Source organism: Pseudomonas crudilactis, from assembly GCF_013433315.1.
Classification (GTDB): Bacteria; Pseudomonadota; Gammaproteobacteria; order Pseudomonadales; family Pseudomonadaceae; genus Aquipseudomonas; species Aquipseudomonas crudilactis.
The window spans coordinates 60,041-81,293 of the sequence record NZ_WXVV01000009.1 but is presented as its reverse complement, the minus strand read 5'-3'; the positions used below and the strand labels follow the sequence as shown (position 1 = coordinate 81,293).

The following is a 21,253-nucleotide window of genomic DNA, read 5'->3' as shown; positions in this document are numbered from 1 at the left end:
CACTCACCGAACCAGAACACCATAGACGCTGTTACGGGTTACTGCCTGCGCGGCGTCCTGCCGCGCACTCTTTACTAAAGGCTTGCATAAAGCCTGCCGCCGGGGTTAGCCGCCGAGCGGTGTCGGATGCGGGTGCATCACCGCCCGCTGACGTTCCTCCTGGAGGAATTTCATGATGATCGGCGCCACCGCTTCGGCGCGGGTAATCAGGAACAGGTGGCCGTCGTCGATGATGTGCAGTTGCGCGTTGGGAATGCGCCAGGCGAGCATGCGCATGTTGATCAGCGGGATCAGCGGATCGTCATCACCGGCCAGCACCAGCGTCGGCTGATGGATCTTGTGCAGCCAGTGAATGCTGGTCCAGCCGAGGCCGGCGAACAGTTGCCAGTAATAACCGAGCTTGCCTGCCGAACGCACTTTCGCGGCGTGGCTGGCGGCCAGGGTCGGGTCGCGACGGAACGAGCCACCGTAGATCAGCGGGGCGATGCGGATCACGTGGGACGGCTGGATGTAGCGCCGTGGACTGGCCATCATCCACAGCACTTTCGGCTTGCCCGGCACCATCACGGCACCGGCAGCGGTGGCCGCCAGCACCAGTTTCTTGCAGCGCTCGGGGTAGTCGTAAGCGAACTGCTGCGCAAGTGCGCCACCCCACGACACGCCGATGACGTTGACCTGCCCGTAGTCGAGGTAATCGAGCATGCGCGAGGTCAGCTTGGCCAGACCGGGAAAGCGATATGGCCGATTAGGCGTGGACGAGCCGCCGACACCGGGCACGTCGAAGGCGATCACTTCGAGATCCGGGTCCAGCGCCGCGACAAACGGAAACACCAGCTCCAGGTTGGCGCCGATGCCGTTGAAAATCAGCAAGGGCGTCAAGTGAGGCTTGCCGGGGCGCACCGCCGTACGGATGGTTTGACCATCCAGATCGACGGTACGGAATATGAACGGTTGCGGCATGCTTCAGGCCCTGTGGATGGAGTCTGTTTCTCAAATTTATAACTGTGGGAGCGAGCTTGCTCGCGAATGCGATCAATCATTCAACATTGATGGTGACTGACACGACGCTTTCGCGAGCAAGCTCGCTCCCACAGGTTTTACCGCTCGTGAACGTAAGTGCCCGGCGAGGCTTCACCCGCCGGATACGCCTTGTTGCCCAGTTTCAGCGGGGCCTTTTTCAGGTTGCCCGAGCGCTCGGCCTGCCACGCTTGCCAGTACAGCCACCAGGAATCGGTGTGCTTGGTCGAGTTTTCTTGCCACTCATCGGCATTGGCCGCCATTTCTTCGCCAGTCATGTAACGCGATTTCGGGTTGCCCGGCGGGTTCAGAATGCTCTGGATGTGCCCGCTGCTCGACAGCACGAATTCGACTTTGCCGCCGAACAACTGCGCCGACTTGTAGCATGACTTCCACGGTGTGATGTGGTCGTTGGTGCCGGCCAGCGAGAAGATGTCGGCCGTGACCTGCTTGAGGTCGATCGCTGTGCCGCACACTTCCAGTGCATTCGGGCGGATCAGTGGGTTGTTTTTGAACATCTCGATCAGGTCGCCGTGGAACGCCGCCGGCAACCGCGTGGTGTCATTGTTCCAGAACAGAATGTCGAACACCGGCGGCTCGTTGCCGAGCAGGTAGTTGTTGACCCAGTAGTTCCAGATCAGATCGTTCGGGCGCATCCACGCAAAGACCTTGGCCATGTCTTTGCCTTCGAGCACGCCGGCCTGGTACGAGTGGCGCTTGGCGGTCTCCAGGGTCTGCTCGTCGACGAACAGCGCGACGTCGCTGTCCAGCGTCGTGTCGAGCACGCTGACCAGCAGCGTGAGGGCATTGACCTTCTTCTCGCCGATCGCCGCGTAGTGGCCGAGCAGGGCGGTGCAGGTGATGCCGCCGGAGCAGGCGCCGAGCATGTTCACGTCTTTGCTGCCGGTGATCGCGGTGACCACGTCGACTGCTTCTTTCAGCGCATCGATATACGTCGACAGGCCCCACTCACGCTGGGCCTTGGTCGGATTGCGCCAGCTGACGATGAACGTCTGCACGTTATTGCGCAGGCAGAAGCGCGCCAGACTTTTGTCGGGACTCAAATCGAATACATAGAACTTGTTGATCTGCGGCGGCACCACCAGCAATGGACGCTCGTGGACTTGCTCGGTGATCGGCTTGTACTGGATCAGCTCCAGCACGTCGTTGCGAAACACCACCGCGCCTTCGGTGACACCGAGGCTTTTGCCGACTTCGAACGCGCCCATGTTGACCTGGCTCGGCATGCCGCCGTTATGCACCAGATCCTTGGCCAGATGCGAGAGGCCGTCGAGCAGGCTTTTGCCGCCGGTTTCGAAAAAGCGTTTCACCGCCGCCGGATTGGCCGCCGTGTTGGTTGGGGCCATGGCTTCGGTCATCAGGTTGATGACGAAGTGGCCACGTGCGATGTCTTTGGGAGAGAGGCTGCTGTCGTCGATCCAGGCATGAAGTTCCTTGCGCCACGCCAGGTAAGTTTGCAGATAACGTTTGTAGAGCGGGTTCTGGCTCCACGCAGGATCAGCGAAGCGACGGTCATCGCCAGCCGGTTGCAGTTCGGATTTGCCAAACAACACGTTCTTCAGTTCGAGGCCGAAATGGGTGACGTGCTTGACGCTATGGATCGGTTGTCTGATGGCCTGTTTCAGCACCATACGAGCAGAGGCCAGCAGATCCTTTCCGCGTAGCCCAACGACGGGATTAAGCCCCAGGGTGTTTTCCGAGGCTTGGTACTTCAGGTCATCGTTATTCTTGTTACTCATCTACGACGCTCCATTGTCCTGAGACGAGTACCCGGTTTTCTGCTGTGCAGTTCCACAGCCAATGCCAGATACTACTGCTCGGGTGACCGTTAATTCTGCATAGCTGCTTTACAGTCGTAGAGCACTGCAGGGAACTTGCCAGCTCCATTGGTTACCCGAGTTTAATTTTTTTCGCAAGCAGGCCGATCCTCGGCCATACAGCGGAGCATTCAAACAGATGAATTTAGAAAATGCCCTCTAATGAGCGCAAGGCTCGGACTAGAGCATCAGCTTGACGATGGACTCGTTCGGATCGCGGGTTTTTCCGGCGGCTTTGAGCTCGGCCAGATAATCGGCCCAGAGTGCGTCATAACGTCGCCCCAGCTCGTAGAGATAATCCCAGGTGAACAAGCCGCTGTCGTGACCGTCATCAAAGGTCAGTTTCAGTGCGTAGTGACCGGCCGGTTCCAGTTTGCTCAGACCGACGTTGAGCTTGCCGAATTGCAGGATCGGTTTGCCGTGGCCCTGGACCTCGGCGGAGGGGGAATGCACGCGCAGGAATTCGGCGGGCAGGGTGTATTCCTCGCCGGACGCGTAGGTGAGCGTCAGGGTTTTCGAGGCTTTGTGCAGTTTGATGTCGGTGGGGATTTGAGTCATGGGCTGGCGTCCGATGTGTGGGCGACCCTTGAGCAAATGTGGGAGCGAGCTTGCTCGCGAAAGCGGTGTGTCAGACAACACTGATGTCGACTGACACGGCCTCTCCGCGAGCAAGCTCGCTCCCACAGGGTCCGCTACTGCTGTAAGTATGGCTTACAGGATATAACGGGACAGGTCTTCGTTCTGCGCCAATTCGCCGAGGTGGCTGTTGACGTATTCGGCGTCGATCTGGATCGGCTTCTCGTCGTGGCTGCTGGCCAGGTCGCCAGCGCTGAACGAAACCTCTTCGAGCAGACGCTCAAGCAGGGTGTGCAGACGACGGGCACCGATGTTCTCGGTCTTCTCGTTGACCTGCCAGGCGATCTCCGCCAGACGCTTGATGCCTTCGGGCTGGAACTGGATGTTCAGGCCTTCGGTTTTCAGCAGCGCGCAGTATTGCTCGGTGAGCGAGGCATGCGGTTCGCTGAGGATGCGTTCGAAGTCCGACGGGCTCAGCGCTTTGAGTTCAACGCGGATCGGCAGGCGACCTTGCAACTCAGGCACCAGATCGCTCGGCTTGCTCAGGTGGAACGCACCGGACGCGATGAACAGGATGTGGTCAGTCTTGACCATGCCCAGTTTGGTGTTGACGGTGCAGCCTTCGATCAGCGGCAGCAGGTCGCGCTGTACGCCTTCACGGGACACATCGGCGCCGCCGACGTTGCCACGCTTGGCGACTTTGTCGATCTCGTCGATGAACACGATGCCGTGCTGTTCAACGGCTTCCAGCGCCTTGGCCTTCAGCTCTTCTTCGTTGACCAGACGCCCGGCTTCTTCGTCGCGCACCAGCTTCAGCGCTTCTTTGACCTTGAGCTTGCGCGCCTTCTTCTTGCCCTTGCCCATGTTGGCGAACAGCGACTGCAACTGGTTGGTCATCTCTTCCATGCCGGGCGGCGTGGCGATTTCGATGCCGGCAACTTCAGCGACTTCGATCTCGATTTCCTTGTCGTCCAGCTGACCTTCGCGCAGGCGCTTGCGGAACAGCTGACGAGTGTTGGAATCGGAGCTCGGCGCTTCTTCATTGCTGAAGCCCATGCGGGCCGGCGGCAGCAGTGCGTCGAGGATACGATCCTCGGCAGCGTCTTCAGCGCGATGGCGAACGCGGGTCATTTCCTGCTCGCGGAGCATCTTGATCGCCGCGTCGGCCAGATCACGGATGATCGACTCGACGTCACGACCAACGTAGCCGACTTCGGTGAACTTGGTCGCTTCGACTTTGATGAACGGCGCGTTGGCCAGTTTCGCCAGACGACGGGCGATCTCGGTTTTACCGACACCGGTCGGGCCGATCATCAGGATGTTCTTCGGGGTCACTTCAACGCGCAGCTCTTCAGGCAGCTGCATGCGGCGCCAGCGGTTGCGCAGGGCAATCGCGACGGCGCGCTTGGCATCGTCCTGGCCGATGATGTGGCGGTTGAGTTCGTGGACGATTTCGCGGGGAGTCATGGACATAATAATTGACGGTCCTCAAGCAGAAACAAGCCGTGGCACAGGGCCGCGTCAGGCTTATTCAGCGAGATCCTGCTCCTCAATGGTCTGAGTGTGGTTGGTGAATACACAGATGTCGCCGGCGATGCCAAGGGCGGTTTCGACGATTTCGCGGGCCGACAGGTCGGTCTTTTTCAGCAGGGCGCTGGCCGCAGCCTGAGCATAGCCGCCGCCGGAACCCATGGCGATCAGGCCATCTTCGGGTTCGACCACGTCACCGTTGCCGGTGATGATCAGCGAAGCATCTTTGTTGGCGACCGCGAGCATCGCTTCGAGGCGGCTCAGGGAGCGGTCGGTGCGCCATTCTTTGGCGAGTTCGACAGCGGCGCGCACCAGGTGGCCCTGATGTTTTTCAAGTTGGCCTTCGAAACGTTCGAAGAGGGTAAAGGCGTCGGCGGTGGCACCGGCAAAACCGGCGATGACCTGGCCGTGGTACAGGCGACGGACTTTTTTCGCGTTGCCTTTCATCACGGTATTGCCGAGAGAAACCTGGCCGTCGCCGCCCATGACGACTTTGCCGTGACGGCGGACTGAAACGATGGTGGTCAAGGGAATAGTCTCCACACAGCGGGGCGAAAGTGCCTTATGCCCATTCATATGGGGGTGCTGGAGAGGATTTCAACCGGGGAGGGTGCGGAGGGACGAACGGCGCAGGGCAGATCAGAATTTTGTGGTGCTGGTTATGACGCCTTCGCGAGCAAGCTCGCTCCCACAGGATTAGCGCATATCCTGTGGGAGCGAGCCTGCTCGCGAAGAACGATGACGCGGTGCTACTGACGAAATCAGCGGCTCTGGCGTTGTTGTAACAACAGATTGCTGAAGCCGGCGCCAGCCAGTTGTTTCTGCGCAGTAGTCAGCTGTTCGCGGTTGCTGAACGGGCCGACCAAAACGCGATACCAGGTTTCATCCTTCACCGTGCCGGACTCAACCGCCACCGCCTGACCGAGCAGAATGATCTGCGCGCGAACTTTATCGGCATCGGTTTCCTTGCGGAACGAGCCGGCCTGCAAGAAGAACTTGGTCACCGGCGCCGCTTTGCTCACCGGTGGTGCTGGCGGCGGGGTAATCCCGGCCAGGGCTGCCTGAGCGCGCGCGGTGTCGATCTTCGCCGCTTCCGCCGGGGTCACCGGCGTGGTCGGGATGGCCGGCACTTGTGGCGTCGGCAAGGTCTTCTCCGGCACGGCGTCCGGCGGCACGATCACTTCCGATTCCGGCAACAGGGTGTAGAAGTCGTACTTCGGCTTCACCGGTTGCGTCGGGCTCGGCGGGGTCTTGTTGGCCTCGGCGATCTTCGACGCTTTCTGCTGTTGCGCCTGCTCGACCTTCTCACGCTTGACCGTGTCGCTGCCCTTGCCCGGCTCCAGCTTCATCAGAAACACGATGAACGCGCCGACCGTGAGGCCGATGGCCATCCACAGCCAGCCCGGAATCGGTTGCTTCGCAGGAGCTTGGTAACGGCTGGCGCCACGCTTGGGTGCAGGTTTTTTCTTGGCAGCCAACTTACATACGCTCCAGAGTTTCCAGACCCAACAGCTCCAGGCCTTGCTTGAGGGTGCGACCGGTCAGCGCGGCCAGGCGCAGACGGCTCTGCATCTGGGCCGGGGTCTCGGCGGCGAGGATCGGGCAGTTCTCGTAGAAGCTGGAGAACAGACCGGCAACGTCGTACAGATAAGTGCAGAGAATGTGCGGCGTGCCTTTGTCGGACACGTTGTTCAGCACTTCGCCGAATTGCGCCAATTTCGCTGCCAACTCTTGCTCGTGCGCCGCTTCGAGGACGATCTGGCCGTCGACTTCGTTGAAGTCCTTGCCCAGTTTGCGGAACACACCGGCGACGCGGGTGTAAGCGTAAAGCAGGTACGGCGCAGTGTTGCCTTCGAAATTCAGCATCAGGTCGAAGTTGAAGCTGTAGTCGCTGGTGCGGTGCTTCGACAGGTCGGCGTATTTCACTGCGCCGATGCCGACGACTTTGGCGATGTTGCGCAGCTCGTCTTCGGCCAGTTCCGGGTTCTTCTCTTTCACCAGGTTGTAGGCACGTTCCTGCGCTTCGGTCAGCAGGTCGATCAGCTTCACGGTGCCGCCATCACGGGTCTTGAACGGACGGCCGTCAGCGCCGTTCATGGTGCCGAAGCCCATGTGCTCCATTTCCATCGGATGGGTGACGAAACCGGCTTTGCGCGCTACGGCGAACACTTGCTGGAAGTGCAGGGCCTGACGCTGGTCGACGAAGTACAGCGCGCGATCGGCTTTCAGTTTGCCGCTGCGGTAGCGCACGGCGGCCAAGTCAGTGGTGGCGTACAGGTAACCGCCGTCAGCCTTGACGATGATCACCGGCAGCGGGTCGCCGTCGGCGTTCTTGAACTCGTCGAGGAACACGCATTGGGCGCCGTTGCTCTCGACCAGCATGCCAGCGGCTTTCAGATCGTTGACCACGTTGATCAGGTCGTCGTTGTAGGCGCTTTCGCCCATCACGTCGGCCATGGTCAGTTTGACGTTGAGCAGTTCGTAGATCTTCTGGCAGTGCGACAGCGAGATGTCCTTGAACTTGGTCCACAGCGCCAGGCACTCGGCATCGCCGGCCTGCAGCTTGACCACCAGACCACGGGCGCGGTCGGCGAATTCTGCGGATTCGTCGAAACGCTGCTTGGCCGCGCGGTAGAAGTTTTCCAGGTCAGACAGCTCGTCGCTGGTGATCGGGTTTTCCTGCAGATAGGCCATCAGCATGCCGAACTGGGTGCCCCAGTCGCCAACGTGGTTCTGACGGATCACTTCGTCGCCGAGGAATTCAAGAACACGGGCCACGCCGTCGCCGATGATCGTCGAGCGCAAGTGGCCGACGTGCATCTCTTTGGCCAGGTTCGGTGCCGACAGGTCGACCACGGTGCGCTGCGCCGGGCCTGCCTTGCGTACGCCAACATGGGCATCAGCCAATGCAGCGTCGAGACGCGAGGCCAGCGCCTGAGTGTTCTGGAAGAAGTTGATGAAGCCCGGGCCGGCGATTTCGGCCTTGGTGACGTTCTCGTCAGCCGGCAGCGCGGCGATGATTTTTTCCGCCAGATCGCGTGGCTTCATGCCCGCAGGCTTGGCCAGCATCATGGCGATGTTGCTGGCGAAGTCGCCGTGCGTCTTGTCGCGGGCGTTCTCCACCTGGATCGCCGGCGTCAGGCCTTCAGGCAACACACCTTCGTTGACGAGTTGGGTGAGGGCTTGTTGGATCAGCTGGCGAATGGTGTCTTTCATGGTCTTCTCTTTCGACCGCAAGCGCGGCGGGCGCATCGATGCGCGGGTGGAAAAACTGGGCATTATCCGTTGCGAAGACGGGCTTGCCAACCTTAGCAGGCAGGATGTGGATGTGCGGTGACAAATAGATCATTTTCGCGAGCAAGAGCGGCGCAATCCTTGTGGGAGCGAGCCTGCTCGCGACGGCGATCTTTCTATCAATACAAATCTACAGGGTCGACATCCAGCGACCAGCGCACCGCCCGCCCACTCGGCATTTGCTCCAGCACCAGCAACCAGCTCGCCAGCAACCGATGCAGCGGTGCCCGCGCCGTCGCTTGCAACAAAAGCTGTGCGCGATACCGTCCGGCGCGCCGCTCCATGGGCGCCGGCACCGGCCCGAGCAATTCAATCCCGCTCAGACTCTGCTCGGCCAGCAAGCGTTCGGCCTCGCTGCACGCCTCATCAAGAAAACCTTCCGCCTGCCCCGGCTTGTGCGCTTCGGCACGCAACAGCGCCAGATGCGCAAACGGCGGCAGTCCGGCGGCCCGGCGCTCGCTCAAGGCCTGCTCGGCAAAGGCGAAATAGCCTTGTTCGGTGAGTTGCACCAATAAAGGATGGTCGGCGAGGTGGGTCTGGATAATCACCTTGCCCGGTTCTTCGGCTCGCCCGGCGCGCCCGGCCACCTGTACGATCAACTGCGCCATGCGCTCGCTGGCGCGGAAGTCACCGGAGAACAAGCCGCCGTCAGCATCGAGGATCGACACCAGCGTCACCCGTGGAAAGTGGTGCCCTTTGGCCAACATTTGCGTGCCGACCAGAATGCACGGCTGGCCCTTCTGGATCGTCGCGAACAGTTGATTCATCGCGTCTTTGCGTGACGTGCTGTCGCGGTCGACGCGCAGCACCGGATAATCGGGGAACAGGATTGCCAATCGCTCTTCGGCGCGCTCGGTGCCAGCACCCACGGGCCGCAAATCAACCTTGTTGCACTTCGGACATTGGCGCGGCGTGCGCTCGACGTAGCCACAATGGTGGCAGCGCAATTCGCCGTAACGCTGGTGCACGGTCATCCGCGCATCGCAACGTGAACACTCGGACATCCAGCCGCAGTCGTGGCAGAGCAACGTTGGCGCAAAGCCGCGACGGTTGAGGAACACCAACACCTGTTGCCCATTCGCCAGCGTCTGACCGATGGCTTGCTGCATCGGCCCGGAAATCCCACTGTCCAGTGGACGGCTCTTCACATCCAGACGCAGGAAACGCGGCTGTTTGGCCCCGCCAGCCCGTTCATTCAAGCGTAGGAGACCGTAACGGCCGGTGTAGGCGTTGTGCAGACTTTCCAGTGATGGCGTCGCGGAACCCAGCACGATCGGGATATTTTCCTGGCGCGCGCGCACCAGCGCCAGATCGCGCGCGTGATAGCGCAAACCTTCCTGCTGTTTATAAGAGCCGTCGTGCTCTTCATCGATAATGATCAGCCCGGGGTTCTTCATCGGCGTGAACAGCGCCGAGCGGGTACCGATAATAATGTCGGCCTCACCATCTCGGGCAGCGAGCCAGGCTTCGAGGCGCTCGCGGTCATTGACCGCCGAGTGCAGCAGGGCGATGCGCGCATTGAAACGCTGCTCGAAGCGCGCCAAGGTCTGCGGGCCGAGGTTGATCTCCGGGATCAGTACCAAGGCCTGCTTGCCGGCTTCGAGGGTTTCGCGGATCAGTTGCAAATAGACTTCGGTCTTGCCGCTGCCGGTGACGCCGGCCAGCAGGAACGCATGATAACTGTCGAAACCGGCGCGGATCGCTTCGTACGCGGCGCGTTGTTCGGTGTTCAGCGGCAATTCCGGTTGCGCCAGCCAGTGTTCGTGACGCGCGCCTGGGGCATGGCGGCGGATCTCGACTTGCACCAGACCTTTGGCCAGCAGCAGATCGAGACTGTCTTTGCTCAACATCAGTTTGCTCAGCAACTGATGGGCGACGCCGTGCGGGTGCTGGGCCAGCGTCGCGAGTGCTTCACGCTGGCGCGGCGCGCGGGCGATGCGTGGATCTTCAAGGCTGGCGCCGGGGACGGCGGACCAGAAACGTTCCTGCCGGGCTTCAGCCAGTTCGCCCTGACGCAGCAGCACCGGCAACGCCCAGCTCAGGGTGTCGCCGAGGCTGTGCTGATAATACTGCGACGTCCACAGGCAGAGCTTGAACAGCGCCGGTGGCAGTGGCGCTGTAGCATCGAGCAGGGCCAGCGCCGGTTTGAGTTTCTCCACCGGCACTTCGCTGGTGTCGGTGACCTCGACCAGAATCCCGATCATCTCGCGCCGACCGAACGGTACCCGCAGGCGCATGCCCGGCTGCAATTGTTCACGCAGCACGCCGGCCGGGGCTCGATAGTCGAACAGGCGGCGCAAGGGTGAAGGCAGGGCTAGGCGCAGAATGGCGTCGGGCACGCGGGGGGATCTCGATAAACGCAAAAGAAGGGCTGAGCGCAGATCAATTGTGGGAGCGAGCTTGCTCGCGAAGGCGGTGTATCAGGCGCTTGAACATTGACTGACACAACGCATTCGCGAGCAAGCTCGCTCCCACAGAGGAATGCGTTCAAGGTCGGGAGCCTAGCAGACGGTCGGTCTCGGTGACAGCTTGCGTGTTTGAAAAGGTCTGGTAGAATCCGCGGCCTAATTACGTGCGGTATTCAACAATAGTGTTGGGTGGCGGCACGCTAGCTGAGGAAGACACCATGAAAGCTGATATCCACCCGAATTACCCAGTCATCGCTGTTACCTGCAGCTGTGGCAACAAGTTCGAAACTCGTTCGACTTTCGGCAAAGCTCTGCCAATCGACGTTTGCAACGAATGCCACCCGTTCTACACCGGTAAGCAGAAGACTCTGGACACTGGCGGCCGCGTTCAGCGCTTCGCAGACCGTTTCGGTGCTTTCGGCAAGAAACCTGCTGCTGCAGAGTAAGGTTGAAGGGCCCGGTGGGCTTTTCCTCGTTGCTGAAAAAGGCGTCCCTCGCGGGCGCCTTTTTTGTGTCCGCGATTTGGCTAACCGGCGTGCAGGCCTTCTGCCCGGCGCCTGCGGGACTGGCCAGCGTCACGGTGCAGCGTGTGGTCGATGGCGACACGCTGCGTCTGAGCGATGGTCGCAGCGTGCGGATGATCGGTCTCAACACGCCTGAGCTGGGCAAGCAGGGTCGCAGCGACGAACCGTTTGCCGTAGCGGCACGCAAACGCCTGCAAGCGCTGGTCGATGCCAGTGGCGGACGCGTCGGTTTGCTGCCTGGCAAGCAGGCAAAAGACCATTACGGGCGTACGCTCGCGCATATTTACAGCGCCAGCGGCGCCAATCTCGAAGCGCAAATGCTCGCCGATGGCCTCGGTTTCCAGGTCGCGGTGGCGCCGAATGTCGATCTCGTCGCCTGCCAGCAAGCCGCCGAACGCAGTGCGCGATTGGCCGGGCTGGGCCTCTGGCGGCAGTCGCCTGTACTGAAAGCGGAGCAGATCCAGCGCTCGGGTTTCGCCGTGATCAGTGGGCGTGTGAGCAAGGTTCAGCGCAATCGCGGCGGAATCTGGATCGAGTTGCAGGATGCGCTTGTATTGCGCGTTGCACCCAATCTGGTCGGACAATTCGACAATGCCCGTTTGCAGGCGCTGAAAGGCAAGCAGATCGAGGCTCGCGGCTGGATCGTTGATCGTTCGCGGCGCGGCGGATTGCAATCCGGTCAGTCACGCTGGCTACTTCCGCTGACGGATCCTTCAATGTTTCAAACGCCGCGCTGAAGAAAAATTGTAGACATTTTTTCTGTCGATTGTGAACAGTCAAGCCCTTGTGCGCCGTGGCTCTTGGCCCAAAGTCGTAGGGCAGGGCGCTTGACAGGGGTGACTGCTCAGTCTTGTGGGGACTTTGCGAGGCGCGTATCCTCGCTGACCAGTCTGTCCAACAGTAAAAAGCGGAATGCCAAAATGTCTGATCTGAAAACTGCCGCTCTCGAATATCATGCCAATCCTCGTCCAGGGAAGCTGAGTGTCGAGCTCACCAAGGCCACTGCTACCGCTCGCGACTTGTCGCTGGCCTACAGCCCCGGCGTAGCTGAACCAGTGCGTGAGATCGCTCGCGATCCTGAACTGGCCTACAAATACACCGGCAAGGGCAACCTGGTTGCAGTCATTTCCGATGGCACCGCGATTCTCGGCCTGGGCAACCTCGGCCCATTGGCTTCCAAGCCAGTGATGGAAGGTAAAGGCGTACTGTTCAAGCGCTTCGCCGGCATCGACGTTTTCGACATCGAAGTCGACTCCGAAAGCCCGCAAGCCTTCATCGACACCGTAAAACGCATCTCCATCACCTTCGGTGGCATCAACCTGGAAGACATCAAGGCGCCTGAGTGCTTTGAGATCGAACGTGCTCTGATCGAGCAGTGCGACATTCCGGTATTCCACGATGACCAGCACGGCACTGCGATCGTGACCGCTGCGGGCATGATCAACGCCCTGGAAATCGCTGGCAAAACCCTGCCGGACGCCAAGATTGTTTGCCTGGGCGCTGGCGCTGCGGCCATCTCCTGCATGAAATTGCTGGTGAGCATGGGCGCTCGCATCGAAAACATCTTCATGGTTGACCGTACCGGCGTGATCCACTCCGGCCGTGACGACCTGAACCAGTACAAAGCAGTATTCGCTCACGCCACCGAGAAGCGCAGCCTGGCTGACGCACTGGCAGGCGCTGACGTGTTCGTCGGTCTGTCCGGCCCGAACCTGCTGAGCGCTGAAGGCCTGCTGTCGATGGCACCGAACCCGATCGTGTTCGCCTGCTCGAACCCGGACCCGGAAATCTCCCCGGAACTGGCGCACGCTACCCGTAGCGACGTGATCATGGCCACCGGCCGTTCCGACTACCCGAACCAGGTCAACAACGTACTGGGCTTCCCGTTCATCTTCCGTGGTGCCCTGGACGTTCGCGCCAAGCGCATCAACGAAGAGATGAAAGTGGCTGCCGCCAACGCTCTGCGTGAACTGGCCAAGCTGCCTGTTCCACAGGACGTTTGTGACGCTTACGGTGGTGCTCCGCTGGAATTCGGTCGTGAGTACATCATTCCGAAGCCAATGGACAAGCGCCTGATCACCCTGATCTCCGACGCTGTGGCCAAAGCCGCAATCGAGACCGGTGTGGCGACCCTGCCGTATCCGAAGAACTACCCGCTGAAAAGCGTGGATGACGTGTTCAACGGCTAAGTCGTTGTAGCGCTTCAAACAGAAGCCCCGGCTCGTGAGAGTCGGGGCTTTTTTGTTTTCGGGAATTCTCAGGATCGCATTTCATATCAACAAGGGCCCTCACCCTAACCCTCTCCCAGGGGGAGAGGGGACTGATTGGGGGATGCTGGAGAGTGACGCCGACCTGAAAGTGTTGTGTTGAATCTATAGGCGCTGATGCGCTTTCAGGTCGACGTATCTCGCGAATTTCCCACGGTCAGTCCCCTCTCCCTCCGGGAGAGGGTTAGGGTGAGGGTGGCTCTTGATCCTCAGGCAATAAAAAGCCCCGCACTTCACGCGAAGGCGAGGCTTTTCATTGTCAGCGGATCAGAACAGATCGATCGGCGCCTGCTCATCCGCCGGCAGTGGACTGCCCGGTGCCGTGCCATTGCCCAGCTCATTCACCGACGGCGGGGTGTCTTCCGACTTGAACAACTCGAAGTACGCGCCCGGTGTGCTCGGCGTCGCCGCACGGCCACTGACCGGATCCACGCGCAGGCTCAGCAAGCCTTCCGGCTCAGGCTGCACGTGCGGCGGCTTGTCCTTCAGCGCAGCCGACATGTAATTCATCCAGATCGGCAGCGCCACAGTACCGCCGAATTCACGGCGACCGAGGCTTTCCGGCTGGTCGAAGCCAGTCCACACCGTGGTCACGTAATCGGCGTTGTACCCGGAGAACCACGCATCTTTCGATTCGTTGGTGGTACCGGTTTTACCGGCGATATCGCTGCGGCCCATGGCCAATGCGCGACGGCCGGTGCCGAGCTTGATCACGTCCTGCAACATGCTGTTGAGGATGTAAGTGGTACGGCCATCGACAATGCGCTCGGCCACGGCTGGCGCTTGCGGTACGGCAGCGTTGCCCGGCGCTTCACCCGGAACCGGCGCGGCATTGACCGTGAACGACTCAGTGCTCGGCGCAGCGATACCGTCCGTCGCCGAACCACCCTGAGGCACGGTTGGCGGGTTGGCAACGAACAACGTGTCGCCGTTGCGGCTTTCGATCTTGTCGATGATGTACGGGGTGATCTTGTAACCGCCGTTGGCGAACGTGCTCCAACCGGTGGCAATCTCCATCGGCGTCAGCGTTGCGGTACCCAGCGCCAGCGAGAGGTTTGGCGGCAGGTCCTGCTTGTTGAAACCAAAGCGAGTGATGTAGTCGATGGTCTTGCCTACGCCCATCGCTTGCAGCAAGCGGATCGATACGAGGTTACGCGACTTGTACAGCGCCTCACGCAAGCGGATCGGGCCGAGGAAGGTATTGGTGTCGTTCTTCGGGCGCCAGACCTTGTCCAGGTATTCGTCGACGAACACGATCGGTGCGTCGTTGACCAACGTGGCCGCGGTGTAGCCGCTATCCAGCGCAGCACTGTAGACGAACGGCTTGAAGCTCGAACCCGGCTGACGCTTGGCCTGCATCGCGCGGTTGTAGTTGCTTTGCTCAAAGGCGAAACCGCCGACCAGCGAGCGAATCGCACCGTTCTGCGGATCCAGCGACACCAGCGCACCTTGCGCCTGCGGAATCTGGCTGAACTTCAACGAATTGTCTTTTTGGCGCTGTACGCGAACCAGATCGCCGACCTGCGCGACATCCGACGGCTGGCGCGGGTTGGCGCCCATGCTGTTGGTGTTGAGAAATGGGCGCGCCCATTTCATGGTGTCCCAGGCGACGTGTTCTTCACCGGTGCGGGTCAGCACTTGCAGGCCGTTCTTGTCGACCTGAGTGACGATGGCCGGCTCAAGGCTGCTGATAGTGCGTTGTTTGGTCAGTTCGCTGGCCCAGGCTTCGCGGGTCTTGCCCGGCAGGCGCGACTCGGGGCCACGGTAGCCGTGGCGCTGGTCGTAGGTCATCAAACCTTCGTGCAGCGCGGTGTTGGCCATTTCCTGCAGGTTGCTCGGCACCGTGGTGGTGACGCGGAAACCTTCGGTGTAAGCATCGCTGCCATAACGGCCGACCATTTCGGCACGGGCCATTTCGGCAATGTACGGCGCGTTCACTTCCGGGGTCGGCACGTGATAGCTGGCGTTCAGCGGTTCGTTGATCGCGGCAGTGTAATCCGCTTCGGTGATCTTGCCGAGCTTGTACATGCGCCCGAGGATCCAGTCGCGACGTTCTTTACTGCGCGCCGGGTTGGCCAACGGGTTGAAGCGCGACGGCGCTTTCGGCAGGCCTGCGATCATCGCCATCTGCGCCAGGCTGACATCGCGGATCGACTTGCCGTAATACACCTGCGCCGCCGCTTCGATACCGTAAGCGCGGTTGCCCAGATAGATCTTGTTCACGTACAGCTCAAGGATTTCGTCCTTGGTCAACTGCCGCTCGATCTGCAGGGCCAAGAGAATTTCGGTGGTTTTGCGCGAGAAGCTGCGTTCGCTGGTCAGGAAGAAGTTCTTCGCCACCTGCATGGTGATGGTGCTGCCGCCAGACTGAATGTGTCCGCTTTTTACCAGTTGCGTCGCGGCGCGCATCAGGCTGCTCGGGTCGACGCCATAGTGGTTGGCGAAATTGTCGTCTTCAGCACTTAGTAACGCATTAATGAAATTGGGGGGAATGTCGGCGAAACGGATCGGTGTGCGGCGCATTTCGCCAAATTCTGCGATCAACTTGTTGTCGCTGGAGTAGACCCGCAACGGAATCTGCAACTGAATGCTTCGCAGAGCCTCCACAGACGGCAAACCCGGACTAAGGTAAAGAAACGCGCCGCTGAGACCTAAAAGCAGTCCGCAGAAAACGGCGACGATGGACCAACCGAAAAATTTCAGCAGACGAATCAAGGCGTTTGGACATCCAGGGCAAAGAATGAATTTGGCGACGGGGCTCCGGCTACACACAGAACCATCCGCGCTTGCAGTAAAAAGCAGAAAAAAACGCTGGGCATTATAAGCACTTTTCTGTTGGGGGCGTCATTTGCGCTTCTGTCAAGACGGGGTGAAGGAACGCAATGCGTATTACAGAGTCCGTAACTCACGGAAAGTCATAGGGAATTGGTAGTGCTGGGACTCTTCAATAAAAAAGCCAATACGTTACTGGGGATCGACATCAGCTCCACGTCAGTGAAGCTGCTGGAACTGAGCCGTCAGGGTGATCGCTACCGGGTCGAGGCGTACGCGGTAGAGCCGTTGCCGGTCAACGCCGTGGTCGAAAAGAACATTGCCGAACTTGAAGGCGTCGGTCAGGCCCTGAGCCGTGTGCTGGTCAAGGCGCGCACCGGGCTCAAGAGCGTGGCGGTCGCGGTGGCCGGTTCCGCCGTGATCACCAAAGTCATCGAAATGGACGCCGGGCTGTCCGACGACGAACTGGAAAACCAGCTCAAGATCGAAGCGGACCAATACATTCCCTATCCGCTGGACGAAGTCGCTATCGATTTCGAAGTCCAGGGCTTATCACCGCGCAACCCCGAGCGGGTGAACGTGTTGCTCGCCGCCTGTCGCAAGGAAAACGTCGAAGTCCGTGAAGCGGCGCTGGCTCTCGCCGGGCTGACCGCGCGGGTAGTCGATGTCGAGGCCTATGCACTGGAGCGCTCGTTCGGCTTGCTCGCAACGCAACTGGCGGCCTCTCAGGAGCGTCTGACCGTGGCGGTGGTCGACATCGGCGCGACCATGACCACCCTCAGCGTCCTGCACAACGGCAAGATCATCTACACCCGCGAGCAATTGTTCGGCGGTCGGCAATTGACCGAGGAAATCCAGCGTCGTTATGGCCTGACCCTCGAGCAGGCAGGGTTGGCGAAAAAGCAGGGCGGTCTGCCCGACGATTACATCAGCGAGGTCTTGCAGCCGTTTCGTGAGGCGCTGGTGCAGCAGGTCTCACGTTCATTGCAGTTCTTCTTCGCTTCCGGGCAATACAACGCCGTCGACCACATTCTGCTGGCTGGCGGCACGGCTTCGGTACCCGGGCTGGATAGGCTGATCGAGCAGCGCCTGAACACTCCGACGCAAGTGGCCAACCCGTTTGCCAACATGGCCTTGAGCAGCAAGGTCAACGCCGGCGCGCTGGCCAGCGATGCGCCGGCGCTGATGATCGCCTGTGGGCTAGCGCTCAGGAGTTTCGACTGATGGCGCGGATCAACCTCCTGCCCTGGCGCGAAGAGCGTCGCGAAGAGCGGCGCAAACGCTTTCTGCTGGCCTTGATCGGCGTGGTGGTCGGCTCGGTCGGCGCGGTGCTGATTGCCGATCAAATCATCAGCGCGGCCATCGAGCGGCAAGTGGCGCGCAACGACTACATCGGCAAGCAGATCGCCGTGGTCGACGAACGGATCAAACAGATCAGCGATCTCAAGGCGCGCCGTCAGCAACTGGTCGAACGCATGCGCATCATCCAGGACTTGCAGGGCAACCGGCAGATCAGCGGGCGGATCTTCGATCAACTGGCACGCACGCTGCCGGACGGGGTGTATTTCACCGACGTGAAGATGGTTGGCAAGACTCTGTCTATCAGTGGCGCCGCAGAATCGAACAACCGGGTCTCCGAGCTGATGCGCAATCTGGATGCCTCCGACTGGTTCGACGCGCCGAGCCTCAATGAGGTGAAAGCGACGACCGCAGGTCAAGTGGATCAGGCCAACACGTTTGAACTGACCGTTCGGCAGACTCAGCCCAAGACCCTGGAGGACGAGCAATGAAGCCGTCCGAATGGCTGGAAAGTCTGCGCGACATCGATTTCAACGACCTCGATACGAGCAATATCGGCTCGTGGCCAGCGGCAGTCAAAGCCATCGCCGGGGCGCTGTTGATGGTGCTGGTATTGGCGCTCGGCTATAACTTTTTTATCAGTGATGTGGAGAGCCAACTGGAGGCCAAGCGCGAAGAAGAGGCCACGCTCAAGGAGCAGTTCGCCAGCAAGGCGCGTCTTTCAGCCAACCTTGAGCTGTACACCCAACAAATGAAGGAGATGGAAAACACCTTCGGCGTGTTGCTGCGACAATTGCCCAGTGATACCGAAGTGCCGGGCCTGCTCGAAGACATCACCCGCACCGGTCTGGGCAGCGGCCTGGAGTTCGAAGAGATCAAACTGCTGCCGGAGGTCACCCAGCAGTTTTATATCGAACTGCCGATCCAGATCACCGTCACCGGCGCCTATCACGACCTTGCTACCTTCGTCAGTGGCGTGGCGGGGCTCCCGCGCATCGTTACCTTGCATGACTTCGAACTCGCTCCTGCCGATAAAGAGGGTGGGCCGAAGCTGCGCATGAGCATCCTTGCCAAGACCTATCGCTATAACGACAAGGGGCTGCAGAAATGACCCCGATTCGTTACATCGCGTTGTCGATGACGCTGCTCGCGCTGAACGGTTGTGGTGGCAGCGATGACTTCAGCGATCTCGACACTTACATGAACGAAGTGCGCCTGCGCCCGGCGGGCAAGATTGAACCAACCCCGACATTTCGGTCTTACCCAACATTCACTTACAGCGCTGCCAACCTGCGCAGTCCGTTCTCGCGCCAGGTGCGCGTCGATCTGGCTGGGCAGAAACATGGCTCGCGCAACGTCAAACCGGACTCCAACCGGGTCAAGCAATACCTCGAAGGTTTCAACATCGAGCAGTTCGAGATGGTCGGCACGATCTCCAATGTTTCCGGCTCCTTTGCGTTGTTGCGCGGTGCTGGCGGCGTACATCGGTTAAAGGTCGGCGATTACCTGGGGCGCAACGACGGTCGCATTGTCGCCATCAGCGCAACACAGGTCGACGTGGTCGAAATCGTGCCGGACGGCCAGGGCGCCTGGCTGGAGCGCCCGCGCACCATTCCTTTGAAAGAGCACTCATAGTGGAAGTCGAACAATGAACAGGATTTTCTCCACCCTCGGTTTTTCGCTATGGATAGCGCTGATGTCGCCGATGGTATTCGCGGCCAATCTGAAGACGCTCGACGTGGCGGCGTTGCCGGGTGATCGCGTCGAGCTGAAGTTGTCGTTCGACGGCCCACCGCCACAGCCCAAGGGCTACACCACCGAATCGCCGGCGCGGATCGCCCTGGATTTGCCCGGTGTTGCCAGCCAGTTGGCCAGCAAGAACCTTGATCTGGGCAGCGGCAATGCACGCACCGCCACGGTAGTCGAAGCCAAGGACCGCACGCGGCTGATCGTCAGCCTCACGCAACTGGCGCCTTACAACACGAGGGTCGAGGGCAACAATCTGTTCGTGGTGGTCGGGCAGGGCGCGCCGGCGGCGCCGAGAGTCGCAGCCGTTACACCACGCGCTGCGGTAGCGGCTGCGGCACCGGCCAAGGCCTTTGTGCCGAAAAACCGGACCATTCGCGGCGTGGATTTCCAGCGGGGTACGGCAGGTGAGGGCAATGTGGTCATCGACCTGTCCGACCCGACCATCGCTCCGGATATCCAGGAACATGACGGCAAGATCATCCTCAGCTTTACCCGCACGCAGTTACCAGACAAGTTGCGGGTACGCCTCGACGTCAAGGATTTTGCTACTCCGGTGCAGTTCGTCAATGCCGGGGTGAGCGGTGATCGCACGGTTATTACTGTCGAACCCAGCGGCACCTACGAGTACTCCACCTTCCAGACCGACAACAAGCTAACCGTCAGCATCCGCCCGATGACCGTCGATGACCTGCAGAAACGTAATGCCGACCGTCAGGCGTACGTCGGCGAAAAGCTATCGCTGAATTTCCAGGACATCGATGTGCGCTCGGTGCTGCAACTGATCGCCGACTTCACCAACCTCAACCTGGTTGCTAGCGACACGGTGCAGGGCGGCATCACCTTGCGCCTGCAAAACGTGCCGTGGGATCAGGCGCTGGATCTGGTGCTGAAAACCAAAGGTCTGGATAAACGCAAGATCGGCAACGTGCTGCTGGTGGCTCCCGCCGATGAAATCGCTGCCCGCGAGCGTCAGGAACTGGAATCGCAGAAACAGATCGCCGAACTGGCGCCGTTGCGCCGCGAACTGTTGCAAGTGAATTACGCCAAGGCTGCGGACATCGCCAAGTTGTTCCAGTCGGTGACCAGTGCCGAGGCTAAAATCGACGAGCGTGGCTCGATCACCGTCGATGAGCGGACCAATAACATCATTGCCTACCAGACTCAGGATCGCCTCGACGAACTGCGGCGGATCGTGGCGCAGCTGGATATTCCGGTGCGTCAGGTAATGATCGAGGCGCGCATCGTCGAGGCCAACGTCGATTACGACAAAAGTCTGGGCGTGCGCTGGGGCGGCTCGATCCAGAACAAGGGCAACTGGAACACTTCAGGCGTGAGCAACGGCACATCGACCACCATCGGCACGCCGGGCAGCACCAGCACCAACTCGCCGTTCGTCGACATGGGTACCGTGGGCAACACTTCCGGGATCGGTATCGCCTTCATCACCGACAACGTGTTGCTCGATCTTGAGCTGACGGCAATGGAGAAAACCGGCAACGGTGAAATCGTTTCGCAGCCCAAGGTCGTTACCTCGGATAAGGAAACCGCGAAAATCCTCAAGGGCACCGAGATTCCGTATCAGGAGGCCAGTTCCAGCGGCGCGACATCGGTGTCGTTCAAGGAGGCCTCGCTGTCATTGGAAGTCACCCCGCAGATTACCCCAGACAACCGCATCATCATGGAGGTCAAGGTCACCAAGGACGAACCGGATTACCTGAACAAAGTGCAGGATGTGCCGCCGATCAAGAAAAACGAGGTCAACGCCAAAGTGCTGGTCAACGACGGCGAAACCATCGTGATTGGCGGTGTTTTCTCAAATACTCAAAGCAAGGTCGTAGATAAGGTGCCATTTCTTGGCGATGTGCCGTATCTTGGCCGCCTTTTCCGGCGTGATGTGGTTTCGGAGAAAAAATCCGAGCTGCTGGTATTTCTCACACCACGTATCATGAATAACCAGGCGATTGCTGTGAGTCGTTGAT

General features: G+C 60.1%; 18 protein-coding genes. 9 read left to right on the top strand and 9 right to left on the bottom strand.

The window, feature by feature from the left end; translation table 11 throughout:
• Positions 1-105: 105 nt before the first annotated feature.
• The 7 genes from phaZ to argS all read right to left on the bottom strand — a co-directional run bounded on the left by phaZ (position 106) and on the right by argS (position 8,177).
• Positions 106-960 (bottom strand): poly(3-hydroxyalkanoate) depolymerase, encoded by an 855-nt coding sequence (gene phaZ, locus GTU76_RS11840; protein WP_016984597.1) that lies wholly within the window; start codon positions 958-960, stop codon positions 106-108.
• Between the two features lie 137 nt (positions 961-1,097).
• Entirely contained in the window at positions 1,098-2,777 is a 1,680-nt protein-coding gene (gene phaC / locus GTU76_RS11835) for a class II poly(R)-hydroxyalkanoic acid synthase (RefSeq protein ID WP_016984596.1), read from the bottom strand.
• Positions 2,778-3,035: 258 nt separating this feature from the next.
• On the bottom strand, positions 3,036-3,413 hold the full coding sequence (locus tag GTU76_RS11830; RefSeq protein WP_016984595.1) for a gamma-butyrobetaine hydroxylase family protein: 378 nt from the start codon (positions 3,411-3,413) through the stop codon (positions 3,036-3,038).
• Between the two features lie 153 nt (positions 3,414-3,566).
• The gene (gene hslU / locus GTU76_RS11825) at positions 3,567-4,904 is read right to left on the bottom strand and encodes an ATP-dependent protease ATPase subunit HslU (protein ID WP_016984594.1); all 1,338 of its coding nucleotides are present in this window, start codon (positions 4,902-4,904) and stop codon (positions 3,567-3,569) included.
• Between the two features lie 54 nt (positions 4,905-4,958).
• Complete coding sequence (gene hslV, locus GTU76_RS11820) at positions 4,959-5,489, bottom strand: ATP-dependent protease subunit HslV (protein ID WP_016984593.1); 531 nt, start codon at positions 5,487-5,489, stop codon at positions 4,959-4,961.
• 233 nt (positions 5,490-5,722) lie between these two features.
• Positions 5,723-6,439, bottom strand: a complete 717-nt coding sequence (locus tag GTU76_RS11815) for an SPOR domain-containing protein (RefSeq protein ID WP_007909385.1) — start codon at positions 6,437-6,439, stop codon at positions 5,723-5,725.
• A gap of 1 nt (position 6,440) precedes the next feature.
• On the bottom strand, positions 6,441-8,177 hold the full coding sequence (gene argS, locus GTU76_RS11810) for an arginine--tRNA ligase (RefSeq protein WP_016984592.1): 1,737 nt from the start codon (positions 8,175-8,177) through the stop codon (positions 6,441-6,443).
• Here argS and GTU76_RS30265 point away from each other — a divergent pair.
• Positions 8,176-8,298 carry a hypothetical protein gene (locus GTU76_RS30265; protein ID WP_016984591.1) on the top strand — a complete coding sequence of 41 codons (123 nt, stop codon included), beginning with the start codon at positions 8,176-8,178 and terminating at the stop codon, positions 8,296-8,298. The genes argS and GTU76_RS30265 overlap by 2 nt on opposite strands.
• 76 nt (positions 8,299-8,374) lie before the next feature.
• On the opposite strand, the gene GTU76_RS11805 is transcribed toward GTU76_RS30265, so the two are convergent.
• On the bottom strand, positions 8,375-10,594 hold the full coding sequence (locus GTU76_RS11805) for a primosomal protein N' (protein WP_016984590.1): 2,220 nt from the start codon (positions 10,592-10,594) through the stop codon (positions 8,375-8,377).
• Positions 10,595-10,881: 287 nt separating this feature from the next.
• Here GTU76_RS11805 and rpmE point away from each other — a divergent pair, with 287 nt between their 5' ends.
• From rpmE to GTU76_RS11790, 3 genes are all read left to right on the top strand, one after another.
• Positions 10,882-11,109: a 50S ribosomal protein L31 gene (gene rpmE / locus GTU76_RS11800; RefSeq protein WP_016984589.1), complete on the top strand. Its 228-nt coding sequence runs from the start codon at positions 10,882-10,884 to the stop codon at positions 11,107-11,109.
• Between the two features lie 14 nt (positions 11,110-11,123).
• Positions 11,124-11,924: a thermonuclease family protein gene (locus GTU76_RS11795; RefSeq protein ID WP_180698683.1), complete on the top strand. Its 801-nt coding sequence runs from the start codon at positions 11,124-11,126 to the stop codon at positions 11,922-11,924.
• A 183-nt stretch (positions 11,925-12,107) separates the two neighbouring features.
• Positions 12,108-13,376, top strand: coding sequence for a malic enzyme-like NAD(P)-binding protein (locus GTU76_RS11790; protein ID WP_016984587.1), 1,269 nt, complete (start codon positions 12,108-12,110; stop codon positions 13,374-13,376).
• Between the two features lie 345 nt (positions 13,377-13,721).
• On the opposite strand, the gene GTU76_RS11785 is transcribed toward GTU76_RS11790, so the two are convergent.
• Positions 13,722-16,166 (bottom strand): penicillin-binding protein 1A, encoded by a 2,445-nt coding sequence (locus GTU76_RS11785; protein WP_371929253.1) that lies wholly within the window; start codon positions 16,164-16,166, stop codon positions 13,722-13,724.
• A gap of 219 nt (positions 16,167-16,385) precedes the next feature.
• Between GTU76_RS11785 and GTU76_RS11780 the strand changes: the two genes are divergently transcribed.
• From GTU76_RS11780 to GTU76_RS11760, 5 genes are read left to right on the top strand one after another with little or no spacing between them, the layout of a single operon-like run.
• Entirely contained in the window at positions 16,386-17,450 is a 1,065-nt protein-coding gene (locus GTU76_RS11780; RefSeq protein WP_016983851.1) for a pilus assembly protein PilM, read from the top strand.
• The gene (locus tag GTU76_RS11775; protein WP_180698682.1) at positions 17,450-18,016 is read left to right on the top strand and encodes a PilN domain-containing protein; all 567 of its coding nucleotides are present in this window, start codon (positions 17,450-17,452) and stop codon (positions 18,014-18,016) included. The genes GTU76_RS11780 and GTU76_RS11775 overlap by 1 nt, the downstream gene beginning before the upstream one ends.
• A complete protein-coding gene (pilO, locus tag GTU76_RS11770; protein WP_016983853.1) occupies positions 18,013-18,636 on the top strand; it encodes a type 4a pilus biogenesis protein PilO in 624 nt (207 codons plus the stop codon). Before GTU76_RS11775 ends, pilO begins: the two co-directional genes overlap by 4 nt.
• A complete protein-coding gene (locus GTU76_RS11765) occupies positions 18,633-19,160 on the top strand; it encodes a pilus assembly protein PilP (protein ID WP_180698681.1) in 528 nt (175 codons plus the stop codon). Before pilO ends, GTU76_RS11765 begins: the two co-directional genes overlap by 4 nt.
• 13 nt (positions 19,161-19,173) lie before the next feature.
• Positions 19,174-21,252, top strand: coding sequence for a type IV pilus secretin PilQ (locus GTU76_RS11760; protein WP_180698680.1), 2,079 nt, complete (start codon positions 19,174-19,176; stop codon positions 21,250-21,252).
• The last annotated feature ends 1 nt before the right edge of the window (position 21,253 follow it).

Excerpts from the sequence above, each read along its gene's own strand:
- pilO (WP_016983853.1), top strand. The coding sequence starts at position 18,013 with ATGAAGCCGTCCGAATGGCTGGAAAGTCTGCGCGACATCGATTTCAAC.
- GTU76_RS30265 (WP_016984591.1), top strand. The coding sequence starts at position 8,176 with ATGGTCTTCTCTTTCGACCGCAAGCGCGGCGGGCGCATCGATGCGCGG.
- GTU76_RS11830 (WP_016984595.1), bottom strand. The coding sequence starts at position 3,413 with ATGACTCAAATCCCCACCGACATCAAACTGCACAAAGCCTCGAAAACC.
- hslU (WP_016984594.1), bottom strand. The coding sequence starts at position 4,904 with ATGTCCATGACTCCCCGCGAAATCGTCCACGAACTCAACCGCCACATC.
- rpmE (WP_016984589.1), top strand. The coding sequence starts at position 10,882 with ATGAAAGCTGATATCCACCCGAATTACCCAGTCATCGCTGTTACCTGC.
- phaC (WP_016984596.1), bottom strand. The coding sequence starts at position 2,777 with ATGAGTAACAAGAATAACGATGACCTGAAGTACCAAGCCTCGGAAAAC.
- argS (WP_016984592.1), bottom strand. The coding sequence starts at position 8,177 with ATGAAAGACACCATTCGCCAGCTGATCCAACAAGCCCTCACCCAACTC.
- GTU76_RS11790 (WP_016984587.1), top strand. The coding sequence starts at position 12,108 with ATGTCTGATCTGAAAACTGCCGCTCTCGAATATCATGCCAATCCTCGT.
- GTU76_RS11760 (WP_180698680.1), top strand. The coding sequence starts at position 19,174 with ATGAACAGGATTTTCTCCACCCTCGGTTTTTCGCTATGGATAGCGCTG.
- GTU76_RS11775 (WP_180698682.1), top strand. The coding sequence starts at position 17,450 with ATGGCGCGGATCAACCTCCTGCCCTGGCGCGAAGAGCGTCGCGAAGAG.
- GTU76_RS11765 (WP_180698681.1), top strand. The coding sequence starts at position 18,633 with ATGACCCCGATTCGTTACATCGCGTTGTCGATGACGCTGCTCGCGCTG.
- phaZ (WP_016984597.1), bottom strand. The coding sequence starts at position 960 with ATGCCGCAACCGTTCATATTCCGTACCGTCGATCTGGATGGTCAAACC.